This window comes from Devosia insulae DS-56, assembly GCF_000970465.2.
Taxonomy (GTDB): Bacteria; Pseudomonadota; Alphaproteobacteria; order Rhizobiales; family Devosiaceae; genus Devosia_A; species Devosia_A insulae.
Genome location: NZ_LAJE02000052.1, coordinates 1 through 16,632, shown reverse-complemented (window position 1 = coordinate 16,632; position 16,632 = coordinate 1). Strand labels below are relative to the sequence as shown.

Here is a 16,632-nt window from a genome sequence, read left to right as displayed (position 1 = left end):
CTGGATGCGGCTCCTCCCCCTTGTGGGCGACTTCGAGCCGTCCCGCAGGGCAAATCGCTCCAGTGGAGCGATTTGAGGGGAGAAGGCCATGAGAGCTATGCTCGAATGGCGAGGAGGGGGCCGTCTCTCTCAGTCAACCGCACCCCGCATTTCCACCGCCCCCGAACCTCGCGCAAATCGCTTCCCCCTCGCGCTCGTGATTTGGCATCTCAATTCTCGACCAATCCGATAGGGTTTGTCATTCTCTTTGCATACGCCGGGTTCCCTCCTCCCTTCCCGGCGGCAATGCGGCCCCGCTGCTTCCCCCTGTAGGCGGCGGGGCCGACCCAACCGAGGAGTTATGCCGTGCTGCACTTTGTTGGAATCCTGACCCCGCGCGATGACCTGCCGCCGGGTGACGACCGGCAGAAGCCGTTCTTCGGCCCCGAATGGCGTCTCACCCGCACCGAGCGTGATGCCGCGGTGCTCGACGGCAAGTGGCCCAAGCCCGCAGAAGAGCCGCGCGACCCGGCCGAAGGCATGCGCTTCGTTTCCCTGCTGTCACCGCCCTTCATCTGACGACGCGACGCACATCGCCAAGCAGCGTCACGGCGCTATAAAGGAGCATCGATTCCCCGAGGGCTCCGGGCGCCATGACGCTGTTCGCGACACTTTTCCCGCTCATCTGCTGGTTTGCCTACAATTATGGCGTGCCCCTGCTGGAGCGGAGGCGGCCGTCGCTGTCGGTGATCATGTCGATGCAGCGCCGCCGCTGGGTCGCCAATGCGGTCAAGCGCGATACCCCGCTCGACGCCATCCTCGCCGGCAACCTGATGGGCTCGGTGAGCTTTCTCGCCTCGACCTCGGTGCTGCTGGTGCTGGCGGTGTTCACTGCCTTCGGCAACCTGACCGCGCTGACCGATACACTGACCACCGTCGGGTTGAAGGCGAGCTACAGCACGCAGGACGTACAGATTCACCTGTTCGCGACGCTCTCTATCTTCGTTCTGAGCTTTTTCTCGTTCACCCTGGCGCTGCGCCAGTTCAACCATTTCTGCATCCTGCTCGGCGCCATCGAGCATTCGGAGCATGTTGCCCGCGACGAGATCGACGGCATCGCCCAGCTCAACACGCTGGCGGCGAAGAACTTCAACAACGGCATCCGCGCCTACTATTTCGCCGTGCCGATGGTCGCCTGGTTTGCCAACGAGTGGCTGGCGGTAGGGGCGAGCCTCGTCACGGTGGCGTTCCTGATCCACCGCGAGTTCTTCTCCACCGCCCACCGCGTTGCCGCCTCCATCGCCGTGCTCGCCAGCCGGCGCGAGAAGGAACACGGCTGACGCGTCAGGCTCCGGTGTGGCTTAGAGGTCCTGAAACACCCGCCACGGCTGATAGAGCTTTGGGCCGCCACCACCCAGTTGCATCTTCTCGCTCCACTTGCCCAGGAGTTCACCGCTCACGTCCGCCGTCGCCATCAGTGGCTGCATCAGGTGGCCGATATGGGCAAAGTGCTCCAGCGCCGCATCGATGTCGCGATAGCGCTCATAGACGATCGCCTCGCTTTCATCCTCGTTGAAGAAGATCTCGTACTGCAGCGTGCCGGTATCCTGGGTGCGGACGATCTCCATCGCTTGCTCGCACAGGGACTTGTACTCCGCCAGCTTACCCGGCCGAATGACCGCACGGGCGACGCCCTTGATCTCTTCCATGATGTTTCCTTTCGAAATAGCGGCCCCGCGGGGCACGGTTTGAAAATTGCTTCAGTGGCGCTGCGCGATCGCCCGGAGCAGCTCATCGTGACTGATCCCCAGATCGCGCAGCCGGTGCTCGGGAGCAAACAGCAGGCTTTGCAGCGCCAGGCGCCGCTGCCGCTCGACCCGACGCTTTGCCAGCCATCGCGAAATGGCCGGAAGGGGGTAGGCAGCTGAAGGCTCGACAATGTCAGTCTTGGTAACGTCAACGAGGGCCATTTGGCTTCTCCGACAGTTCGACTAGCGACAGTGAGCAAGCTAGGGCAAACTGGTCATGCTCGTAATGACCAGTTGGAGCGGATTGAGTTGTCCAGTCGCCATATCGAACTGCTGATCGCGGTGGACCGGGACGGCAGCGAACCGATGCGCGCCCAGCTCGAACGGCAGCTGCGCGATTCCGTCCGCAGCGGTAGCTTGCGCCCGGGCGCCGAGCTACCATCGACCCGTGACCTCGCCCAGCATCTGGGGATCTCGCGACCGCTGGTGATGGAGGCCTACGCCCAGCTCGCTGCCGAGGGCTATCTGGCGCTGCGACAAGGGGCGGTGCCCCGTGTGGCCGATACCGCCCCGCGACTCGAGCGGCGCGAGTTTCCGCCCGAACTCTTCACCACCGCGATCTATCGCTACGATTTCCGCCCCGGCATCCCTGACCTCTCGACTTTTCCCTCGAGGCTCTGGCTCAAGGCGGTCGATGCTGCGCTCAAGACCATGACCTCGAGCAATTTCGGCTATGCCCAGCGCTTCGGCGTCTGGCCGCTGCGCCAGGCGCTGGCCGATTATCTCGGCCGGGTCCGCGGCGTTAGTGCCGATCCGCGCCAGATCCTCGTCACCGGCGGCTTCGAGCAGGCCCGTGGTTTCCTCGCCCGGGCCCTGCGGCGGCGTGGCGTCACCCAGCTTGCCGTCGAGGAGCCGGGCTATGCCAGCTACGACGCCTGGCTCGAGGCGGGGCTGAGCCTGATCCCGATCCCGGTGGATGAAGACGGCATCGATGTCGCAGCGCTCAGCCGCAGCGCGGCGCAGGCGGTGCTGCTGACGCCGGCGCACCAATCCCCGACTGGCGTGGTGTTGAGCGGCGCCCGCCGACTGGCCCTCACCAGCTGGCTGCGCAGCCATAACGCCATCGCCATCGAGGACGACTATGACGGCGAGTTCCGTTACGACCGGGCGCCGGTCGGCGCGCTGCAGGGCCTCGCCCCTGACGTCGTCGTCTATGCCGGCACCGCCAGCAAGACCCTCGCTCCGGCACTGCGCCTCGGCTGGCTGGTGGCGCCGGCCGACCTGCTGCCCGGGCTCGAGCGCGAACTGCTGCTGATGGATTACGGCCGCAGCCGCATCGACCAGTTCGCGCTCGCCCATTTCATCGCCTCCGGCGACTACGGCCGACACCTGCGCCGGATGCGCGGCGTCTACCGTGACCGCCGCGAGGCGCTGCTGGCCGCCATCAGTGCCGAACTGCCGGAGGGCGAGGTCAGCGGCATCTCGGCGGGCCTGCACGCCACCGTCCGCTTCCGCCGGCGCCTCAACGAAGCCGCGATCCGTGAGAGCGCCATCAAGCGCGACATCGGGGTGGCGTTCATGCGGCGGCTCTATCTCGGCGTGGCGCCCGAGGCGAGCACCTTGCTGCTCAGCTACGCCAACATGCCCGAGGCGGTGCTGCGCACCGCCTTCCGCACCCTGGTCGGCCTGCTCGACACCTAGCCGCGGATCACCCGCACGCCGCGGCGCGGGCGCGCAAGAACGCCGCTTCACCGGTATTGCGGGTCAACCTCGATGCCGCCTCGAACTGCTGGCGCGCCTCGCTGAGCCGCCCGGCCCGGAACAGAAAATCGCCGCGCGCCGCCGGCAACGGCGCGTAGCTGCCGAGCGCCGGATCGCCGGCGATCTCGTCGAGCAGGCGCAGCCCGGCCTCCGGCCCGAACGCCATGCTGTGGGCGATGGCGCGGTTGAGATCGACCACGGGCGACGGCGCCACGATGCGCAAGCGGTCATAAAGCGCCGCGATGCGCCCCCAGTCGGTGTCGGCGGCGCTGCGGGCACGGGCGTGGCAAGCCGCGAGGGCCGCCTGCAGCACATAGGGTCCACCCCCATCCAGCGCTTCGGCTCGCGCCAGCGCCTCGAGGCCGCGGCGGATCAGCAACTGGTCCCACCGCGTCCGATCCTGCGCCGTCAGCGGCAGCAGCGCTCCATCCGGGCCGAGGCGTGCCGCCAGGCGCGAGGCCTGGATCTCCATCAGGGCGAGGAGCCCGAACACCTCTGGCTCCTCGGGCATCAACGCGGCCAGCATGCGTCCCAGCCGCTGCCCCTCGAGGCAAAGCCCGGGCCGGATCGGATCCTCGCCCGAGGTCGCGGCATAGCCCTCGTTGAAGATCAGGTAGATCACTTCCAGCACCGAGGGCAGCCGTGCTGCCCGCTCGCCGCCGCGCGGCACCTCGAAGCTCAGCCCCGCCGCAGCGATCGCCTGCTTGGCCCGGACGATGCGCTTGGCGATCGCCGCCTCGTTGGAGAGGAAGGCCCGGGCAATCTCGTCCGGCGTCAGCCCGCCGATCACCCGCAGCGTCAGCGCGGCGCGCGCCTCGGCCGTGAGCATCGGGTGGCAGGCAACGAAGATCAGCCCCAACAACTCGTCGCCGACCTCGTCGTCGAGCGCCGCCTCGATCGCCGCGGCCACCTCATCGGACGCCTCGTCCAGCGTCTGGGCAAGCTCGCCGTGCTTACGCTCGCGCATTCGCTCGTGCCGGATGGCGTCGATGGCGCGGCGCTTGGCAGTGGTCATCAGCCAGGCGCCGGGCTTGTCGGGAACGCCGGTCTTCGGCCATTCGCTGAGCGCAATGAGCAGCGCCTCCTGCGCCAGCTCCTCGGCCCGATCGATGCTCTGCACCATGCGGGCGAGACCCGCGATGAGTCTCGCCCGTTCGATGCGGAAACTGGCCTCGATCGCCCGCTGCGCTTCGTCCCTGCTCATGCCGTCTTGTCGGCCAAACCGGCGAGACGGGCAAGGCGGGTCTTACGCCACGCCGAGCTTGCCGCGTTCGCCCTCGCGCGGGGTCGCGAGTTCTTCCGGGGTCACGTAGTCGGCAAGGTCGGCCGCTTCCATGAACGGCCTCAGTTCGATCTCGTTCTTGCCGGGCATGGCAGGGTAGCGCTTCAGCCAGGCCAGCGCCTCGTCCATGTCCTTGACCTCCCAGATCTGAAAGCCGGCGACCAGTTCACGCGTTTCGGCAAATGGCCCATCGATGATGGTGCGCTTATCGCCATCGATGGTGATCCGCTTGGCCTCGGCCCCGGCCTTGAGCCCGGCGCCCGCCACCAGCACACCGGCCTTCACCAGCTCCTCGATGAACCGGTCCATCGCCGCGAACGCCTCTTTGGTTGGCGGCGCGCCATCATTGCCCTCGGTGGCTTTTCCCAACACCATCACACGCATCGTCTGTCTCCTTGAGTGACCGCTCGCATCGAGCTGGTGTCACAACGACGGACGGGGCTTTGGCAAAAGGACACTGTCCGGAAGATTTTTTGAAGCAAGCGCCCGATGGCCGGGTAACGCCCACGTCAGTTGTCGATCTTGCTCTTGGGATAGGTCTTGACCGATGGCGTTTCGGTCGGCGCCTGCAGCGCCGCCTCGAGCCGCTTGTAGTTGTCGCTGCCGGGCTCGTAGCCCAGCACGGCGGACTGCTGGTAGAGCTCCAGCGCGCGGGTGGTGTCCATCGTCACTGCGAGGCCGTTCTCGTAGAGATGGCCGAGATTGTTGAGGCCAATCGGGTTGCCCTGGTCGGCCGCCTGCTGGGTAAAGCTCAGCGCCTTGTCGAGGTCGCGCACCCCGCCGGCGCCGTTGAGATACATCAGCCCCAGATTGACCGCCGCGTCGGTGTTGCCGCTTTGCGCAGCCTGCCGGTAGAACTGCCGCGCCAGCGCGAAATCCTGCGTCACGCCGGTCCCATCTTCGTAGAGCAGCGCCAGGTTGCCCTGCGCCTTTGCCACCCCCTGGTCGGCCGCCTGCTGATAGAGCGCCGCGGCGCCTTCAAGGTCGGGCGCCGTGCCGTAGCCATGCTGCTTGAAATAGCCGAGCGCATTGAGCGCCAGCCCGTAATTCTGGTCAGCCGCCGCCTGGTAGAGTTCGGCAGCACGGGCATAATCCGGCTCGCCCAGCGCCCCGGTTTCGAACAGGCCGCCCAGATTGTACTGGGCGCGGCTATCGCCCTTGTCGGCTGCGCGCTGGTACCAGGCGGCCGCGGCAACCAGGTCCCGGTCGAGCCCGAGCCCCTCGGCATACATCGAACCGAGATTAGCCATCGCCCGCGGCAGGCCTTGCTCCGCCGCTTTGCGGTACCAGCGCGATGCTTCGAGATAATCCTGCCCGACGCCTTCGCCGTAATCATAGGAGAGCCCAAGGCTATCCTGCGCCGGGGCGAAACCGGCATCGGCGGCGAGCTTCAACAGCTCCGCGCCACGTGTCATGTCCTGCGCGACCCCCTGCCCGACGATCAGCATGTCGCCGAAGCTGGTCTGGGCCAGCACACTGCCGGATGTCGCTGCCGGATCGAGATAGGTCGCTGCCTGCGCCGAGTCGCCGCTGACGTCATAGGCACGGCCGAGCCAGGCCTTGAGCGCCGCCGATTCCGGGTCCTCGGCCAGCGCTGCGGAGCAGGCTTCGATCGCCGCCGCGGTATCCATGACGCCGCCATCGAGGCCGGTTTCGGCATAGCCCTGTTCCCACGGGCTCGCGGCCTTGGCGGCACAGGCATCGAACAGCTCGCTGGCCAATGCCGGAGCGATACCCAATCCGAGGGTCAGCACGGCGCCTGCCGCCAGCGTCTGTCGCAACCTCATCGCCCTGCTCCCTCTTTGCGCGCGCCGATCATAGCGTCGCTGTCGGGTGGCGCCAGCCGCAATGTGTGCTTGAGGAACTCCGCCACCTCGCCCCCAAGGCTGGAGCGGCGGGTCAGCAAACTCCCCAGCTCGAGCAGAGTCGAGGGGTGGGTGAAGCGTGGGAAATGCCGCTCGGTGACGGCGACGCCCTGCTCACGCAACCGCCGCGCCAGCGCCACGGTGTTCTGCGGGCCGACTACCGTGTCGCCATCGGCACTGGCGAGGAACATTGGCGGCGCGGCGCTGCTGACGAGGTTCACCGGCTGCGTCGCCAGCGGGTCCGCCGCGCCGCTGAAGGTGCGGATGCTGATCGGCACATCGAACGGATAGAAGTTGTAGGGCCCGGAGAGCCCGACAACCGCATCGATGGCGCCGGCGACACCATAGGCCGGCTCCAGCGCCAGCATCACCGCGTTGTAGGCGCCGGCCGAATGGCCGACCAGCGCCAGCCGGGAGGCGTCGCCGCCATATTGTGCCGCATGCTGCAGCGTCCAGCGCACGGCGTCGGCGCAATCCTCGAGGAACACCGGATACTCGACCTCCGGCAGCACCCGGTAATCCGGCACCACGACCAGATAGCCGTGCCCGGCGAGCCAACGCGCCACGAACGCGAAGTCGCGCCGGTCGCCCTCGTTCCAGGCGCCGCCGTAGATATAGATGACCACCGGCACCGGGCCGGCCGAATGCCGCGGGCCATAAACGTCGAGCTTCTGCTTCGGCCGCTCACCATAGCTCAACCCGGAGGCCAGTCGCCGTGATCGACGATCCCCGGGGCTGGCGAAGTTGAGCAGACCAACTAGGGAGAAGGACATGGGAAGAACCTGAGAAAGCGCCCGGATAGATACGAAAAGGGCCGGCGATGGTTTCGTGATTCGGCCTGCGGCATTATCTGACATTGACAATCAGGTTTCGTCGGCGCTCTATGCCGCCGACCCTCACAGCCGACGCCGTTTTTCTGCCCATGCTTGTCTGCCAGTGCAATGTGATCACCGACAGGGAGATCAAGCAGGTTATCGTTGGGCTTTTGCGTGAGGACCCCTGGCAAATCATCGTGCCTGCGATGGTTTACCGGGAGCTGGCGAAGCGCTGCAAATGCGCCGGCTGCGTTCCGAATGTGGTGGACATTATCATCACGGTGACGGAAGAGTACCACCTCCAATTGGCCGAAAAACCCGCCGATGCACCCGTAGTGCATGCGCGGCTTTCGGCCATGCGTCGTAAGCGCCAAGGAGGTCGTAATGAAAGGCGAAGCACAGGTCATCGAGCGGCTTAACGAGGCTTTGTTCCTCGAACTCGGGGCCGTGAACCAGTACTGGGTGCATTTTCGCATCCTCTCCGACTGGGGCTACACCAAGCTGGCGGCCAAGGAACGTGCCGAATCCATCGAAGAGATGCATCACGCCGACAAGCTGATCGAACGCATCATCTTCCTCGAAGGTCACCCGAACCTGCAGCGCGTGGCGCCGCTGCGCATCGGCCAGACCATCAAGGAAGTGCTCGAGTGCGATCTCGCCGGCGAGTATGACGCCCGCAAGGCCTACAAGGCCTCGCGCGAGCTCTGCGAGTCGCTGGGCGACTACGTGAGCAAGAACCTGTTCGAAGAGCTGCTGGCCGACGAAGAAGGCCACATCGATTTCCTCGAGAGCCAGCTGCAGCTGCTCAACGCCATCGGCGTCGAGAAGTATGGCCAGCTCAATTCCGACAGCGCCGACAAAGCCGAATAAGGCTGCTGTCGCTCAAGCTTGAAGCCGGCTGCCTGTGGCGGCCGGCTTTTTGTTTGGGCCGCTGCTTTGATCTCTCCGTGATCCTCCCCCGCGTGGCGGGGGAGGATAAGCGCTAGCTCCGCGGCCCGGCCCGCATCGGCCCAACTTGCGGCTCTACCGTCCCGCGGTCGAGATCGGCCAGCCGATCCGCTGCCGCCGCAACGCCGTGCTTTGCCGCGAGGCCGTACCACTTCGCCGCCAGCGCTGGATCGGCCGGCACGCCGCGACCGTTCTGGTACGCGACGCCCAGGCCGAACTCGGCCGGCGGGAAATTCTCTGCCGCGGCTGCCTGGTAGAGCGTCACGGCGCGTGCCGGGTTCTCATCGACCCCATGCCCCCACAGCAGCAGGTCGGCCAGCAGCACATTGGCCGGGGTGAACGCGCCGGCCGCTTCCTCGAGCAGCGGCACGGCCTCGGCCGCACGTCCGCCGGCGATCAGCGTACGAGCATACCAGGCCTTGTTCTCGAGCGAAGCCGCGTCGAGGGCCGTGGCTTTCTCGCAGACCGGGATGGCGGTATCGGCATGGATCCGCTCGAGCTCGACGCCCGACACTTCGAAGCCGGTCTCGTAGCGGGTGGCGGCGATCAACCCGCAGGTCTGCTCGGCCCGCACCTCCGCCGCCCGGCTGGCGGCATAGTCGTTGCCCTGCGCTGCGGCGAGGTCGAACAGCTCGATGGCCCGGTTGAAATCCCGCGCCACCCCGCTGCCATCGGCATAGATGGCGCCCAGCGTCGATTGCCCATAGCTGGCCCCGGCATCGGCCGCCTGCTCGGCAAAGCTGCGCGCCGTCTCGAGATCGACCGGCACGCCCTCGCCATAGAGATAGGCCTGCGCCAGACCGACCGTACCGCCGATCTCGCCTTGGTCATGCGCGTAGGAATAGAGCTCGAAGGCGCGGTCGAAATCCCGCTCCACCCCGCGCCCGGTGCTGTAGAGCTGCCCGAGGTTAGCGCTCGCCAGCGCATACCCCTGGTCCGCCGCCATCTGGTAGTAGCGCGCCGCCTCGGCCGCGTCCTCGCTGACGCCCTGCCCGGTTTCGTAGAGATAGCCGAGATCGTTCTGCGAATAGGAATCGCCCAGTTCCGCGCCACGCTGGAACTGCTCGGCCGCCTTGACGAAGTCGACCTCGACACCCTGCCCGAACTCGTAGAGCTGACCGACCCCGTAGATGCCGACCACGTCGCCCTTATCGGCGCCCGTCTGGTACCAGAACATCGCCTGCGCGTAGTCGAGATCCACCCCGGCGCCACCATGGTAGAGATAGCCGAGGTTGCTGGCGCTGCGCGGCTCGCCCTGCTGGGCGGCCCGCATGTACCAGGAGGCGGCGATCAGGTTGTCTTCATCGAGGCCCCGCCCCAGATCGTAGGCAAAGCCGAGGCTCAGCTGCGCCGGCGCGAAGCCGGCTTCCGCCGCCGGCCGCAGCACCTCGAGGGCCCGCGCCTCGTCGGTCGTCCCCACATAGCCAAGATCGCCGAACAGCACATCGGCCAGCAATTGCCGCCCGAGCGGGCTGTCGCCGGCGACCGCCGTTTCCAATAATGGCAAGGCGGCGTCGGTCTGCCCGTCTGCAAGCAGCGCCCGCGCCAGCCACGCCTGGTTGGCCGCCACATCGGGCGCCGCTTTCACCGCTTCCTCGCAGGCCGGGATGGCAGTCGCGGGATCGATCCGGTTGAGCTCGCGCCCGAAGCCCTGATAGCCGGGCTCGTACTGCGACGATGCGGCCATGGCGCAGATCGATGCGGTCGGTGCGTCCTGCGCCAATGCGCTCGGCGGCAGCAGGGCTACGGCCAATGCCAGGGCGGGCAGGACGGGACGACCGACGACCTTGTTCTTGCTACGCAATGCCACGATCACCCCTGCCCCCTTCATCGTCCCGGTGAGCCTAGCGGAAGCTCTGCGCGCTCGTCGAGTGATACGGCGCCTCTAGCCGCGCCACTTCATCGGCGCTGAGCTTCACATCGAGCGCCCCCACGGCATCCTCGAGCTGCGTGAGCTTGGTGACGCCGACGATCGGCGCGCTGACCGGCTGCTTCTGCAGCACCCAGGCGAGGGCCACCTGCGCCATCTTCACCCCGCGTGCCGCCGCGATCTCGGCGACCGCCGCATTGATCGCCTGGTTCGCCGCTTCGTCCCTGAGATAGAGGGTCTTGCCGTAGATGTCGGTTTCCATCCGCTCGGTGCTCTCGCCCCACGGACGGGCCAGCCTTCCGCGCGCCAGCGGCGACCACGGAATGACGCCGATGCCCTGGTCGATGCAGACCGGCAGCATCTCACGCTCCTCTTCGCGCTCGATCAGGTTGAGCTGGTTCTGCATCGAAACGAAGCGGGCCCAGCCATGTTTGTCCGAGGTCATCAGCATCTTCAAAAATTGCCACGCCGCCATCGACGAAGCGCCGATGTAACGGGCCTTGCCGGCCCGAACCACGTCGTTGAGCGCCTCCAGCGTCTCCTCGATCGGCGTTGCCGGATCGAAGCGGTGGATCTGGTAGAGATCGACATAATCGGTGCCGAGCCGGCGCAGCGAGTTGTCGATTTCAGCAAGGATCGCCTTGCGGCTCAGCCCCTTGCCGTTCGGCCCCTGGCGCATCTCGCCATTGACCTTGGTGGCGATCACCAGCTCATCGCGCGGCGCCAGTTCGAGCAGCACCTTGCCGACGATCTCCTCGCTCGAGCCAAGCGAGTAGACATTGGCAGTGTCGTAGAAATTGATCCCCGCCTCCCACGCGGCGGTGAGGATCGGGCGGCTCGCCGCCTCGTCGAGCGTCCACTCGTGCGAGCCCTGCTTCGGCGCGCCGAAGGACATGCAGCCGAGGCAGATCCGGCTGACTTCGAGGCCGGTATGGCCGAGGCGGGTGTATTGCATGGTGGGCACTCCGTTGTTTGTGCACGAGTTTAGCAGTTGGGCAGGGGCTGCGGGCCAGGAAAAGTTGCAGACTTTTCCTTCCGATCTCGGGACAAAAGGAGGGCCTGGGCAAGTCCTGTGCGGAAATCCCGGCGGCGCATTGGCGCAAGACGCGCTGCTGCGTTAGTCTGCCGTCCACTGGGGGACGCGCAAAAATGCTGATCCGATCGCTCGCTGTGTTCGCGCTGCTGCTGACGCCAGTCGCTTCGCCGCTCACTGCCATCCGCCCCGCTGTGGCGCAAAGCCAGCAGATTGCTGTCGCCGAACTGATGCGGGCGACGGCGCTCGACGAGGTGTTCACCCAGTTCGGCGCCACCATTGCCGCCTCGGCGCGGGCGGAAGACATCTCCAGCGATGAGATTTTTCTGAAGCACTGGGAGGCCACCGCGAAGGCGGTGTTCGATGCCGGCGACCTGCATCGCCGCCTGCGCAAGGCGCTCGAGGGCAAGTTCTCGGCCGACGAACAGGCCGTGCTGGGGACGTTCTTCCACTCGAGCTTCGGCCAACGCATGACCGTGCTGGAGCGCGACGCCGCCCGGCTGGAGCCGGAGGCGCAGATCGCCGCCATCGCCGAGGGCCAGCAGTTGGTCGCCACCGCGTCGGTGATCCGCCAGACCCAGATCGAGGCGCTGATGGAGCTGGTCTCGGCCGAGATCTCGGCCGCCATGGTTGGCCAGTCGGTGCGGGCGCTGCTGCTCGGGCTGTCGGTGTCGCACCAGCAGGGCGAAGTCACGGTGCCCTGGCAGGAGATCGACACCCAGGTCGAAGCGATGATGCCGGGGCTGCTGGCCGATGTCGGCCGCACCCAGCGCGCCATGATGGCCTATGTCTATCGCGACCTGACCGACGCCGACCTCGACCGCTATATCGAGTTCCTCCGCACCCCGGCAGCGCAGAAATTCTACGCCGTCGCCGCCTACGCCGTAGGCCGCATCGTCGCCGACGGCATGTCGGCCTTCGGCGAAGCGTTCGCCGCCCGCATGCAGAGCGTGAACGTGTGAGGGGAGCGAGTAGCGAATAGTCGGTAGCGAATAGAGACGCTCACTTCCCTACTCGCTATTTGCTACTCTCTACTCGCTACTCGCTCATTCGTTCCGCCGCCCGCCATCGATCGGCGCCAGCACGTCGTCCATCTTCTCGATCACTGCCGTCATGTTGCTCTCGGGCGGATCGGGGGTGAACACCGGACGCGGCGTGCCAGAGGGGAAGGCGCCGAAGGTCTGGAAGAACTCGACCATGTCGTTGAGGATCGGCATGCGGAACCGCATCATCGCGCCGAGCGCGATCACCGGCTCGAGATGGCCGAAGCCCGGATAGTACTTCTCGGTGACCCAGATGCCCTGCTCGCGCAGCTTCTTGGCCAGCGCCTCGGAGTTCTGCACCCGAACGATCGGGTCGGAAGTGCCGCTGGCAAGGAAGATCGGCGGCGCATCGCTGGTGACGAGATTGATCGGCTGCGTGCCCTCGGGGCTCGGCGCCGGCCCGAAGGTGTCACGCACCTGGTCGTACTCGAACGGGTAGAAGTTGTAGGGCCCGGAAATCCCAGCAATCGCCCGGATCGGCATGGTGACGTCGTAGTCGCGGCGGAACGAGGAATCGAGCCCCAGCATCACCGCATTGTAGGCGCCCGCCGAATGACCGGCGACGAAGAAGCGGTTCGGATCGCCGTCATAGAGCGCGATATTGTCCTGGATCCAGCGCATCGCCTGCGCGCAATCCTCGAGGAAATCCGGGTACTTGACCTCCGGCCACAGCCGGTAATCGGCGATGACAGTAACGAACCCGGCAGCCGCCAGGGCCCGGCCGGCGAACTCGTACTCGAACTTGTCGCCCGCCCGCCAGCTGCCGCCATAGATGAACATCACCACGGGCGCGGTGCCGTCGATCTTTTCGGGGCGATAGATATCGAGCTTCTTGCGCTGCCCATCGGCATAGGGGATGTCGGCGACTTTCTTAACCCCCTGGTCCATCGCTTCGGCGATGTTGAACGGCGAGAAGATCGTCACCTGCGCCAGCGTCGGCAGCACCGAGGCAACGAGCAGCGACAAAGCAAGGGCGAACCGCAGGGCGGTGCTGAAAATCCTGGTCATTCGGGGGCCTGGTCAGTTCCGCAGTCAGGCCGACTGATGGCGGAGGAACCTGAAGATTTTGTGACCAGTTTTAGCGATGGCATCACGGCGAAAACACATCTGCTGGAGCGTGTGGCTCCCCCACCCTTGATCCCTCCCCACAAGGGGGAGGGAGACGACTGAAGCGTCGGCTAGCGCCTATCCCTCCCCCTTGTGGGGAGGGTAGCGAAGCAGGACTTGGGTTTGCCCAAGTCCGTAGCGCAGCTGGGTGGGGGAGCCGCGAACTCGATGCAGAACCTACGACTTCAGCCGATACCCCGTCCGGAACATCCAGCTGACGATCGCCAGACAGATGGCGAGAAAGCCGAGCGTTGCGGCGACGCTGATCGAAATGTCCACATCGGCGATGCCGTAAAAGGCCCAGCGAAAGCCGCTGATCAGGTAGACGACGGGGTTGAACAATGACACCGCCTGCCAGAACGGCGGCAGCACGCTGAGCGAATAGAACGTCCCGCCCAAAAAGGTCAGTGGTGTGATGATCAGCAGCGGCACGGTCTGCAGCTGCTCCATCCCCTTGGCCCAGATACCGATGATGAAGCCGACGAGGCTGAAGGTGATGGCGGTGAGCACCAGGAATGCCAGCATCCAGAACGGATGATCGATGCGGATCGGCACGAAGAACCATGCCGTCGCAAGCACCAGCACGCCGAGGATAATCGACTTGGTCGCCGCCGCGCCGACATAACCGACCACCGTTTCGAACGACGACACCGGGGCCGAAAGCAGCTCGTAAATGGTGCCGAGGAACTTCGGGAAATAGATGCCGAACGAGCCGTTGGCCACCGACTGGGTGAGGATCATCAGCATGATCAACCCGGGGAGGATGAAGGCGCCATAGCTGACGCCCTCAATCTCGGTGATACGCGAGCCGATGGCGGCGCCGAACACCACGAAATACAGCGACGTCGAGATCACCGGCGAGATCAGCGACTGCAACGGGGTGCGGAAGGTGCGCGCCATCTCGAACTTGTAGATGGCCTTGATCGCTTCGAGGTTCATGACGCGTCCCTCACCAGGCTGACGAAAATATCCTCGAGCGAGCTTTCGCTGGTCCTCAGATCGCGGAACCGGACGCCGGCGCTGCCGAGATCGGCGAGCAAGCCGCTGATGCCGCTCCGCTCGGCCTGCGCATCATAGGTGTAAACGAGGCTCTCGCCGTCGGCGGCGAGCTCCAGCGCATAGGGCTTCAGCGCCTCGGGCAGCGCCTCGAGCCGCTCCTGCAGCGTCAGGGTCAGCTGCTTCTTGCCAAGCTTGCGCATCAGCTCGGCCTTCTCTTCAACCAGCACCAGCTCGCCATGCTGGATGATGCCGATGCGGTCGGCCATCTCCTCGGCTTCAGCGATGTAATGCGTGGTGAGGATGATCGTCGTGCCGGCGGCGCGCAGGCGCCGGATCATCGCCCACATGTCCTTGCGCAGTTCGACATCAACGCCGGCAGTCGGCTCGTCGAGGAACAGCACTTCGGGCTCGTGGCTCAGCGCCTTGGCGATCATCACCCGGCGCTTCATGCCGCCCGAGAGCTGCATGATCTTGCTGTCCTTCTTGTCCCACAGGCTCAGCTCGCGCAGCACCTTCTCGATATGCTCTGGGTTCGGCTTCTTGCCGAACAGCCCGCGGCTGTGGCTGACCGTGGCCCACACCGTTTCGAAGGCGTCGGTGGTGAGTTCCTGCGGCACCAGCCCGATCATCTTGCGGGAGTTCCGATAATCGCGAACGATGTCGTGACCACCCACCGTCACGGTACCATCAGATGGCGTCACGATCCCGCAGACGATCGAGATCAAAGTGGTCTTCCCCGCCCCGTTCGGTCCGAGCAGCGCCAAAATCTCGCCGCGCTCGATCTCGAGGCTGACATGCTTCAGCGCCGCGAACCCCGACGCATAGGTCTTGGACAGGTCGGCAATGGTAATGACTGCATCCGGCATGTTCGCCCTCCCGAACTCCGTGAGCCCACCATATGCGACGCGCCGCAGCCGAGTTCAACGAACTGTGAGGTAACTTCGACCTCCCCTTATGGGCAGGCGAGCGTTCCGTCCCGCAAGACAGCGCGCGGCTGGTCGGTTAGCCTCGCTCCCGCTTTCCCTGACAAGGAGAACCAGATGTCCGCCGACGCCGCTCCGCCTCAGATGCCGTTCGCGGCCATGGAGGCCCGCTCGGTTGAGGAGCTGCCGAAAGACGCTGGCTGGCAGTTCGAACCGAAATGGGACGGCTTCCGCTGCATCGCGGTCAAGCAGGGCGACGCTGTGGCTTTGTTTGCGAAATCAGGCAAGCCGCTTGGTCGTTACTTTCCGGACATGGTCACATTGCTTGAAGCGTTGCCCGTCGACGACGTCGTGCTCGACGGCGAGCTGACCATTCCGGTCGACGGTCGCCTGAGTTTTGACGCGCTGCAGCAGCGGCTGCATCCCGCGGCGAGCCGGGTGAACAAGCTCGCTGTGGAGCATCCCGCCGTCTACGTGCTGTTCGATTTGCTGCTGGCGCCGCGCGCTAAGCCATTGGCCGCACTGCCGCTTTCCGAGCGGCGCCGCGAGCTCGAGCGCCTGTTTGCGACGATCGTACGTCCAGGCCTGCGTCTGTCGCCGGTGACGACGGATCGCGAGGAGGCTGCCTCGTGGCTTGCCGGAGCCGGTGGCGACGTCGATGGGGTGATCGCCAAGCGGTTGGATGCGCCCTATGCCGCGGGCGAGCGTCAGATGCTGAAGATCAAGCGGATCCGCACGGCGGATTGCGTGGTCGGCGGCTTTCGCTACGGCGCCGGCAGCAAGCTGGTGGGCTCGCTCCTGCTCGGCCTCTACGACGACGACGGCAAACTGCACCATGTCGGCTTCACCTCGGCGCTTGCCGCCGAGAACAAGGCCGAGCTGACGCGGCGGCTCGAGGCGTTGGCGGATGGCCGCGGCTTTACCGGCCGGGCGCCTGGCGGCCCGAGCCGCTGGTCGACGGAGCGGACCGAGCACTATGAGGCGCTGCGGCCCGAGCTGGTGGTGGAGGTGGCGTACGACCACGTGAGCGGCGAGCGTTTCCGGCACGGGACACGTCTGCTGCGCTGGCGTCCGGACAAGCGGCCGGATCAATGTCGGATGGAGCAGTTGGGTCGGTAGCACCTGTGAAGGTGCTGTCCGTCTTGCACCGTCGGCGCCCCTCGCGTCCCCTCGCCCCTCTGGGGAGAGGGCCAGGGTGAGGGGCGCCAAGCACGCCGGCCGGAGACCTGGCGTTTCGCCGAACGCTGCGATGCCACAAC

At 66.0% G+C, this 16,632-nt stretch carries 18 protein-coding genes; 7 read left to right on the top strand and 11 right to left on the bottom strand.

The window, feature by feature from the left end:
• The first annotated feature begins 345 nt into the window (after positions 1 to 345).
• Both VW23_RS02605 and VW23_RS02600 read left to right on the top strand, forming a co-directional pair.
• Entirely contained in the window at positions 346 to 558 is a 213-nt protein-coding gene (locus tag VW23_RS02605; RefSeq protein WP_069908036.1) for a hypothetical protein, read from the top strand.
• 74 nt (positions 559 to 632) lie between these two features.
• Positions 633 to 1,319 (top strand): DUF599 domain-containing protein, encoded by a 687-nt coding sequence (locus tag VW23_RS02600; protein WP_069908035.1) that lies wholly within the window; start codon positions 633 to 635, stop codon positions 1,317 to 1,319.
• Between the two features lie 21 nt (positions 1,320 to 1,340).
• On the opposite strand, the gene VW23_RS02595 is transcribed toward VW23_RS02600, so the two are convergent.
• Both VW23_RS02595 and VW23_RS02590 read right to left on the bottom strand, forming a co-directional pair.
• Positions 1,341 to 1,688 carry a putative quinol monooxygenase gene (locus VW23_RS02595; protein ID WP_069908034.1) on the bottom strand — a complete coding sequence of 116 codons (348 nt, stop codon included), beginning with the start codon at positions 1,686 to 1,688 and terminating at the stop codon, positions 1,341 to 1,343.
• 51 nt (positions 1,689 to 1,739) lie between these two features.
• Positions 1,740 to 1,949, bottom strand: coding sequence for a hypothetical protein (locus VW23_RS02590; protein ID WP_069908033.1), 210 nt, complete (start codon positions 1,947 to 1,949; stop codon positions 1,740 to 1,742).
• Between the two features lie 87 nt (positions 1,950 to 2,036).
• On the opposite strand from VW23_RS02590, the gene pdxR reads away from it, so the two are divergent.
• Positions 2,037 to 3,428: a MocR-like pyridoxine biosynthesis transcription factor PdxR gene (gene pdxR, locus VW23_RS02585; protein ID WP_201788003.1), complete on the top strand. Its 1,392-nt coding sequence runs from the start codon at positions 2,037 to 2,039 to the stop codon at positions 3,426 to 3,428.
• A gap of 7 nt (positions 3,429 to 3,435) precedes the next feature.
• Here pdxR and VW23_RS02580 read toward each other — a convergent pair whose 3' ends face one another.
• The 4 genes from VW23_RS02580 to VW23_RS02565 all read right to left on the bottom strand — a co-directional run bounded on the left by VW23_RS02580 (position 3,436) and on the right by VW23_RS02565 (position 7,408).
• Positions 3,436 to 4,692, bottom strand: coding sequence for an RNA polymerase sigma factor (locus VW23_RS02580; protein WP_069908032.1), 1,257 nt, complete (start codon positions 4,690 to 4,692; stop codon positions 3,436 to 3,438).
• A 42-nt stretch (positions 4,693 to 4,734) separates the two neighbouring features.
• Positions 4,735 to 5,154, bottom strand: a complete 420-nt coding sequence (locus VW23_RS02575) for a YciI family protein (RefSeq protein WP_069908031.1) — start codon at positions 5,152 to 5,154, stop codon at positions 4,735 to 4,737.
• A gap of 125 nt (positions 5,155 to 5,279) precedes the next feature.
• Positions 5,280 to 6,557 carry a tetratricopeptide repeat protein gene (locus VW23_RS02570; protein WP_084645448.1) on the bottom strand — a complete coding sequence of 426 codons (1,278 nt, stop codon included), beginning with the start codon at positions 6,555 to 6,557 and terminating at the stop codon, positions 5,280 to 5,282.
• Positions 6,554 to 7,408 carry an alpha/beta hydrolase gene (locus VW23_RS02565; protein WP_176730308.1) on the bottom strand — a complete coding sequence of 285 codons (855 nt, stop codon included), beginning with the start codon at positions 7,406 to 7,408 and terminating at the stop codon, positions 6,554 to 6,556. The genes VW23_RS02570 and VW23_RS02565 overlap by 4 nt, the downstream gene beginning before the upstream one ends.
• Positions 7,409 to 7,518: 110 nt before the next feature.
• Between VW23_RS02565 and VW23_RS28105 the strand changes: the two genes are divergently transcribed.
• Positions 7,519 to 7,869, top strand: coding sequence for a (2Fe-2S)-binding protein (locus VW23_RS28105; RefSeq protein ID WP_425285192.1), 351 nt, complete (start codon positions 7,519 to 7,521; stop codon positions 7,867 to 7,869).
• Positions 7,835 to 8,320 (top strand): bacterioferritin, encoded by a 486-nt coding sequence (gene bfr, locus VW23_RS02560; protein WP_055877729.1) that lies wholly within the window; start codon positions 7,835 to 7,837, stop codon positions 8,318 to 8,320. The genes VW23_RS28105 and bfr overlap by 35 nt, the downstream gene beginning before the upstream one ends.
• Positions 8,321 to 8,432: 112 nt before the next feature.
• On the opposite strand, the gene VW23_RS02555 is transcribed toward bfr, so the two are convergent.
• A complete protein-coding gene (locus tag VW23_RS02555; protein WP_176730307.1) occupies positions 8,433 to 10,208 on the bottom strand; it encodes a tetratricopeptide repeat protein in 1,776 nt (591 codons plus the stop codon).
• A gap of 34 nt (positions 10,209 to 10,242) precedes the next feature.
• The gene (locus tag VW23_RS02550) at positions 10,243 to 11,223 is read right to left on the bottom strand and encodes an aldo/keto reductase (protein WP_069908027.1); all 981 of its coding nucleotides are present in this window, start codon (positions 11,221 to 11,223) and stop codon (positions 10,243 to 10,245) included.
• Positions 11,224 to 11,417: 194 nt separating this feature from the next.
• On the opposite strand from VW23_RS02550, the gene VW23_RS02545 reads away from it, so the two are divergent.
• The gene (locus VW23_RS02545) at positions 11,418 to 12,263 is read left to right on the top strand and encodes a hypothetical protein (protein WP_069908026.1); all 846 of its coding nucleotides are present in this window, start codon (positions 11,418 to 11,420) and stop codon (positions 12,261 to 12,263) included.
• An 84-nt stretch (positions 12,264 to 12,347) separates the two neighbouring features.
• Here VW23_RS02545 and VW23_RS02540 read toward each other — a convergent pair whose 3' ends face one another.
• From VW23_RS02540 to VW23_RS02530, 3 genes are all read right to left on the bottom strand, one after another.
• Complete coding sequence (locus tag VW23_RS02540) at positions 12,348 to 13,352, bottom strand: alpha/beta hydrolase (protein ID WP_069908025.1); 1,005 nt, start codon at positions 13,350 to 13,352, stop codon at positions 12,348 to 12,350.
• Between the two features lie 276 nt (positions 13,353 to 13,628).
• Entirely contained in the window at positions 13,629 to 14,390 is a 762-nt protein-coding gene (locus VW23_RS02535) for an ABC transporter permease (protein ID WP_069908024.1), read from the bottom strand.
• Positions 14,387 to 15,316, bottom strand: a complete 930-nt coding sequence (locus VW23_RS02530; RefSeq protein ID WP_069908023.1) for an ABC transporter ATP-binding protein — start codon at positions 15,314 to 15,316, stop codon at positions 14,387 to 14,389. The genes VW23_RS02535 and VW23_RS02530 overlap by 4 nt, the downstream gene beginning before the upstream one ends.
• A gap of 174 nt (positions 15,317 to 15,490) precedes the next feature.
• On the opposite strand from VW23_RS02530, the gene VW23_RS02525 reads away from it, so the two are divergent.
• Positions 15,491 to 16,492, top strand: coding sequence for an ATP-dependent DNA ligase (locus tag VW23_RS02525; protein WP_069908022.1), 1,002 nt, complete (start codon positions 15,491 to 15,493; stop codon positions 16,490 to 16,492).
• The last annotated feature ends 140 nt before the right edge of the window (positions 16,493 to 16,632 follow it).

Excerpts from the sequence above, each read along its gene's own strand:
- VW23_RS02600 (WP_069908035.1), top strand. The coding sequence starts at position 633 with ATGACGCTGTTCGCGACACTTTTCCCGCTCATCTGCTGGTTTGCCTAC.
- VW23_RS02595 (WP_069908034.1), bottom strand. The coding sequence starts at position 1,688 with ATGGAAGAGATCAAGGGCGTCGCCCGTGCGGTCATTCGGCCGGGTAAG.
- VW23_RS02590 (WP_069908033.1), bottom strand. The coding sequence starts at position 1,949 with ATGGCCCTCGTTGACGTTACCAAGACTGACATTGTCGAGCCTTCAGCT.
- VW23_RS02580 (WP_069908032.1), bottom strand. The coding sequence starts at position 4,692 with ATGAGCAGGGACGAAGCGCAGCGGGCGATCGAGGCCAGTTTCCGCATC.
- VW23_RS02575 (WP_069908031.1), bottom strand. The coding sequence starts at position 5,154 with ATGCGTGTGATGGTGTTGGGAAAAGCCACCGAGGGCAATGATGGCGCG.
- VW23_RS02570 (WP_084645448.1), bottom strand. The coding sequence starts at position 6,557 with ATGAGGTTGCGACAGACGCTGGCGGCAGGCGCCGTGCTGACCCTCGGA.
- VW23_RS02565 (WP_176730308.1), bottom strand. The coding sequence starts at position 7,408 with ATGTCCTTCTCCCTAGTTGGTCTGCTCAACTTCGCCAGCCCCGGGGAT.
- VW23_RS28105 (WP_425285192.1), top strand. The coding sequence starts at position 7,519 with ATGCCGCCGACCCTCACAGCCGACGCCGTTTTTCTGCCCATGCTTGTC.
- bfr (WP_055877729.1), top strand. The coding sequence starts at position 7,835 with ATGAAAGGCGAAGCACAGGTCATCGAGCGGCTTAACGAGGCTTTGTTC.
- VW23_RS02550 (WP_069908027.1), bottom strand. The coding sequence starts at position 11,223 with ATGCAATACACCCGCCTCGGCCATACCGGCCTCGAAGTCAGCCGGATC.
- VW23_RS02545 (WP_069908026.1), top strand. The coding sequence starts at position 11,418 with ATGCTGATCCGATCGCTCGCTGTGTTCGCGCTGCTGCTGACGCCAGTC.
- VW23_RS02540 (WP_069908025.1), bottom strand. The coding sequence starts at position 13,352 with ATGACCAGGATTTTCAGCACCGCCCTGCGGTTCGCCCTTGCTTTGTCG.
- VW23_RS02535 (WP_069908024.1), bottom strand. The coding sequence starts at position 14,390 with ATGAACCTCGAAGCGATCAAGGCCATCTACAAGTTCGAGATGGCGCGC.
- VW23_RS02530 (WP_069908023.1), bottom strand. The coding sequence starts at position 15,316 with ATGCCGGATGCAGTCATTACCATTGCCGACCTGTCCAAGACCTATGCG.
- VW23_RS02525 (WP_069908022.1), top strand. The coding sequence starts at position 15,491 with ATGTCCGCCGACGCCGCTCCGCCTCAGATGCCGTTCGCGGCCATGGAG.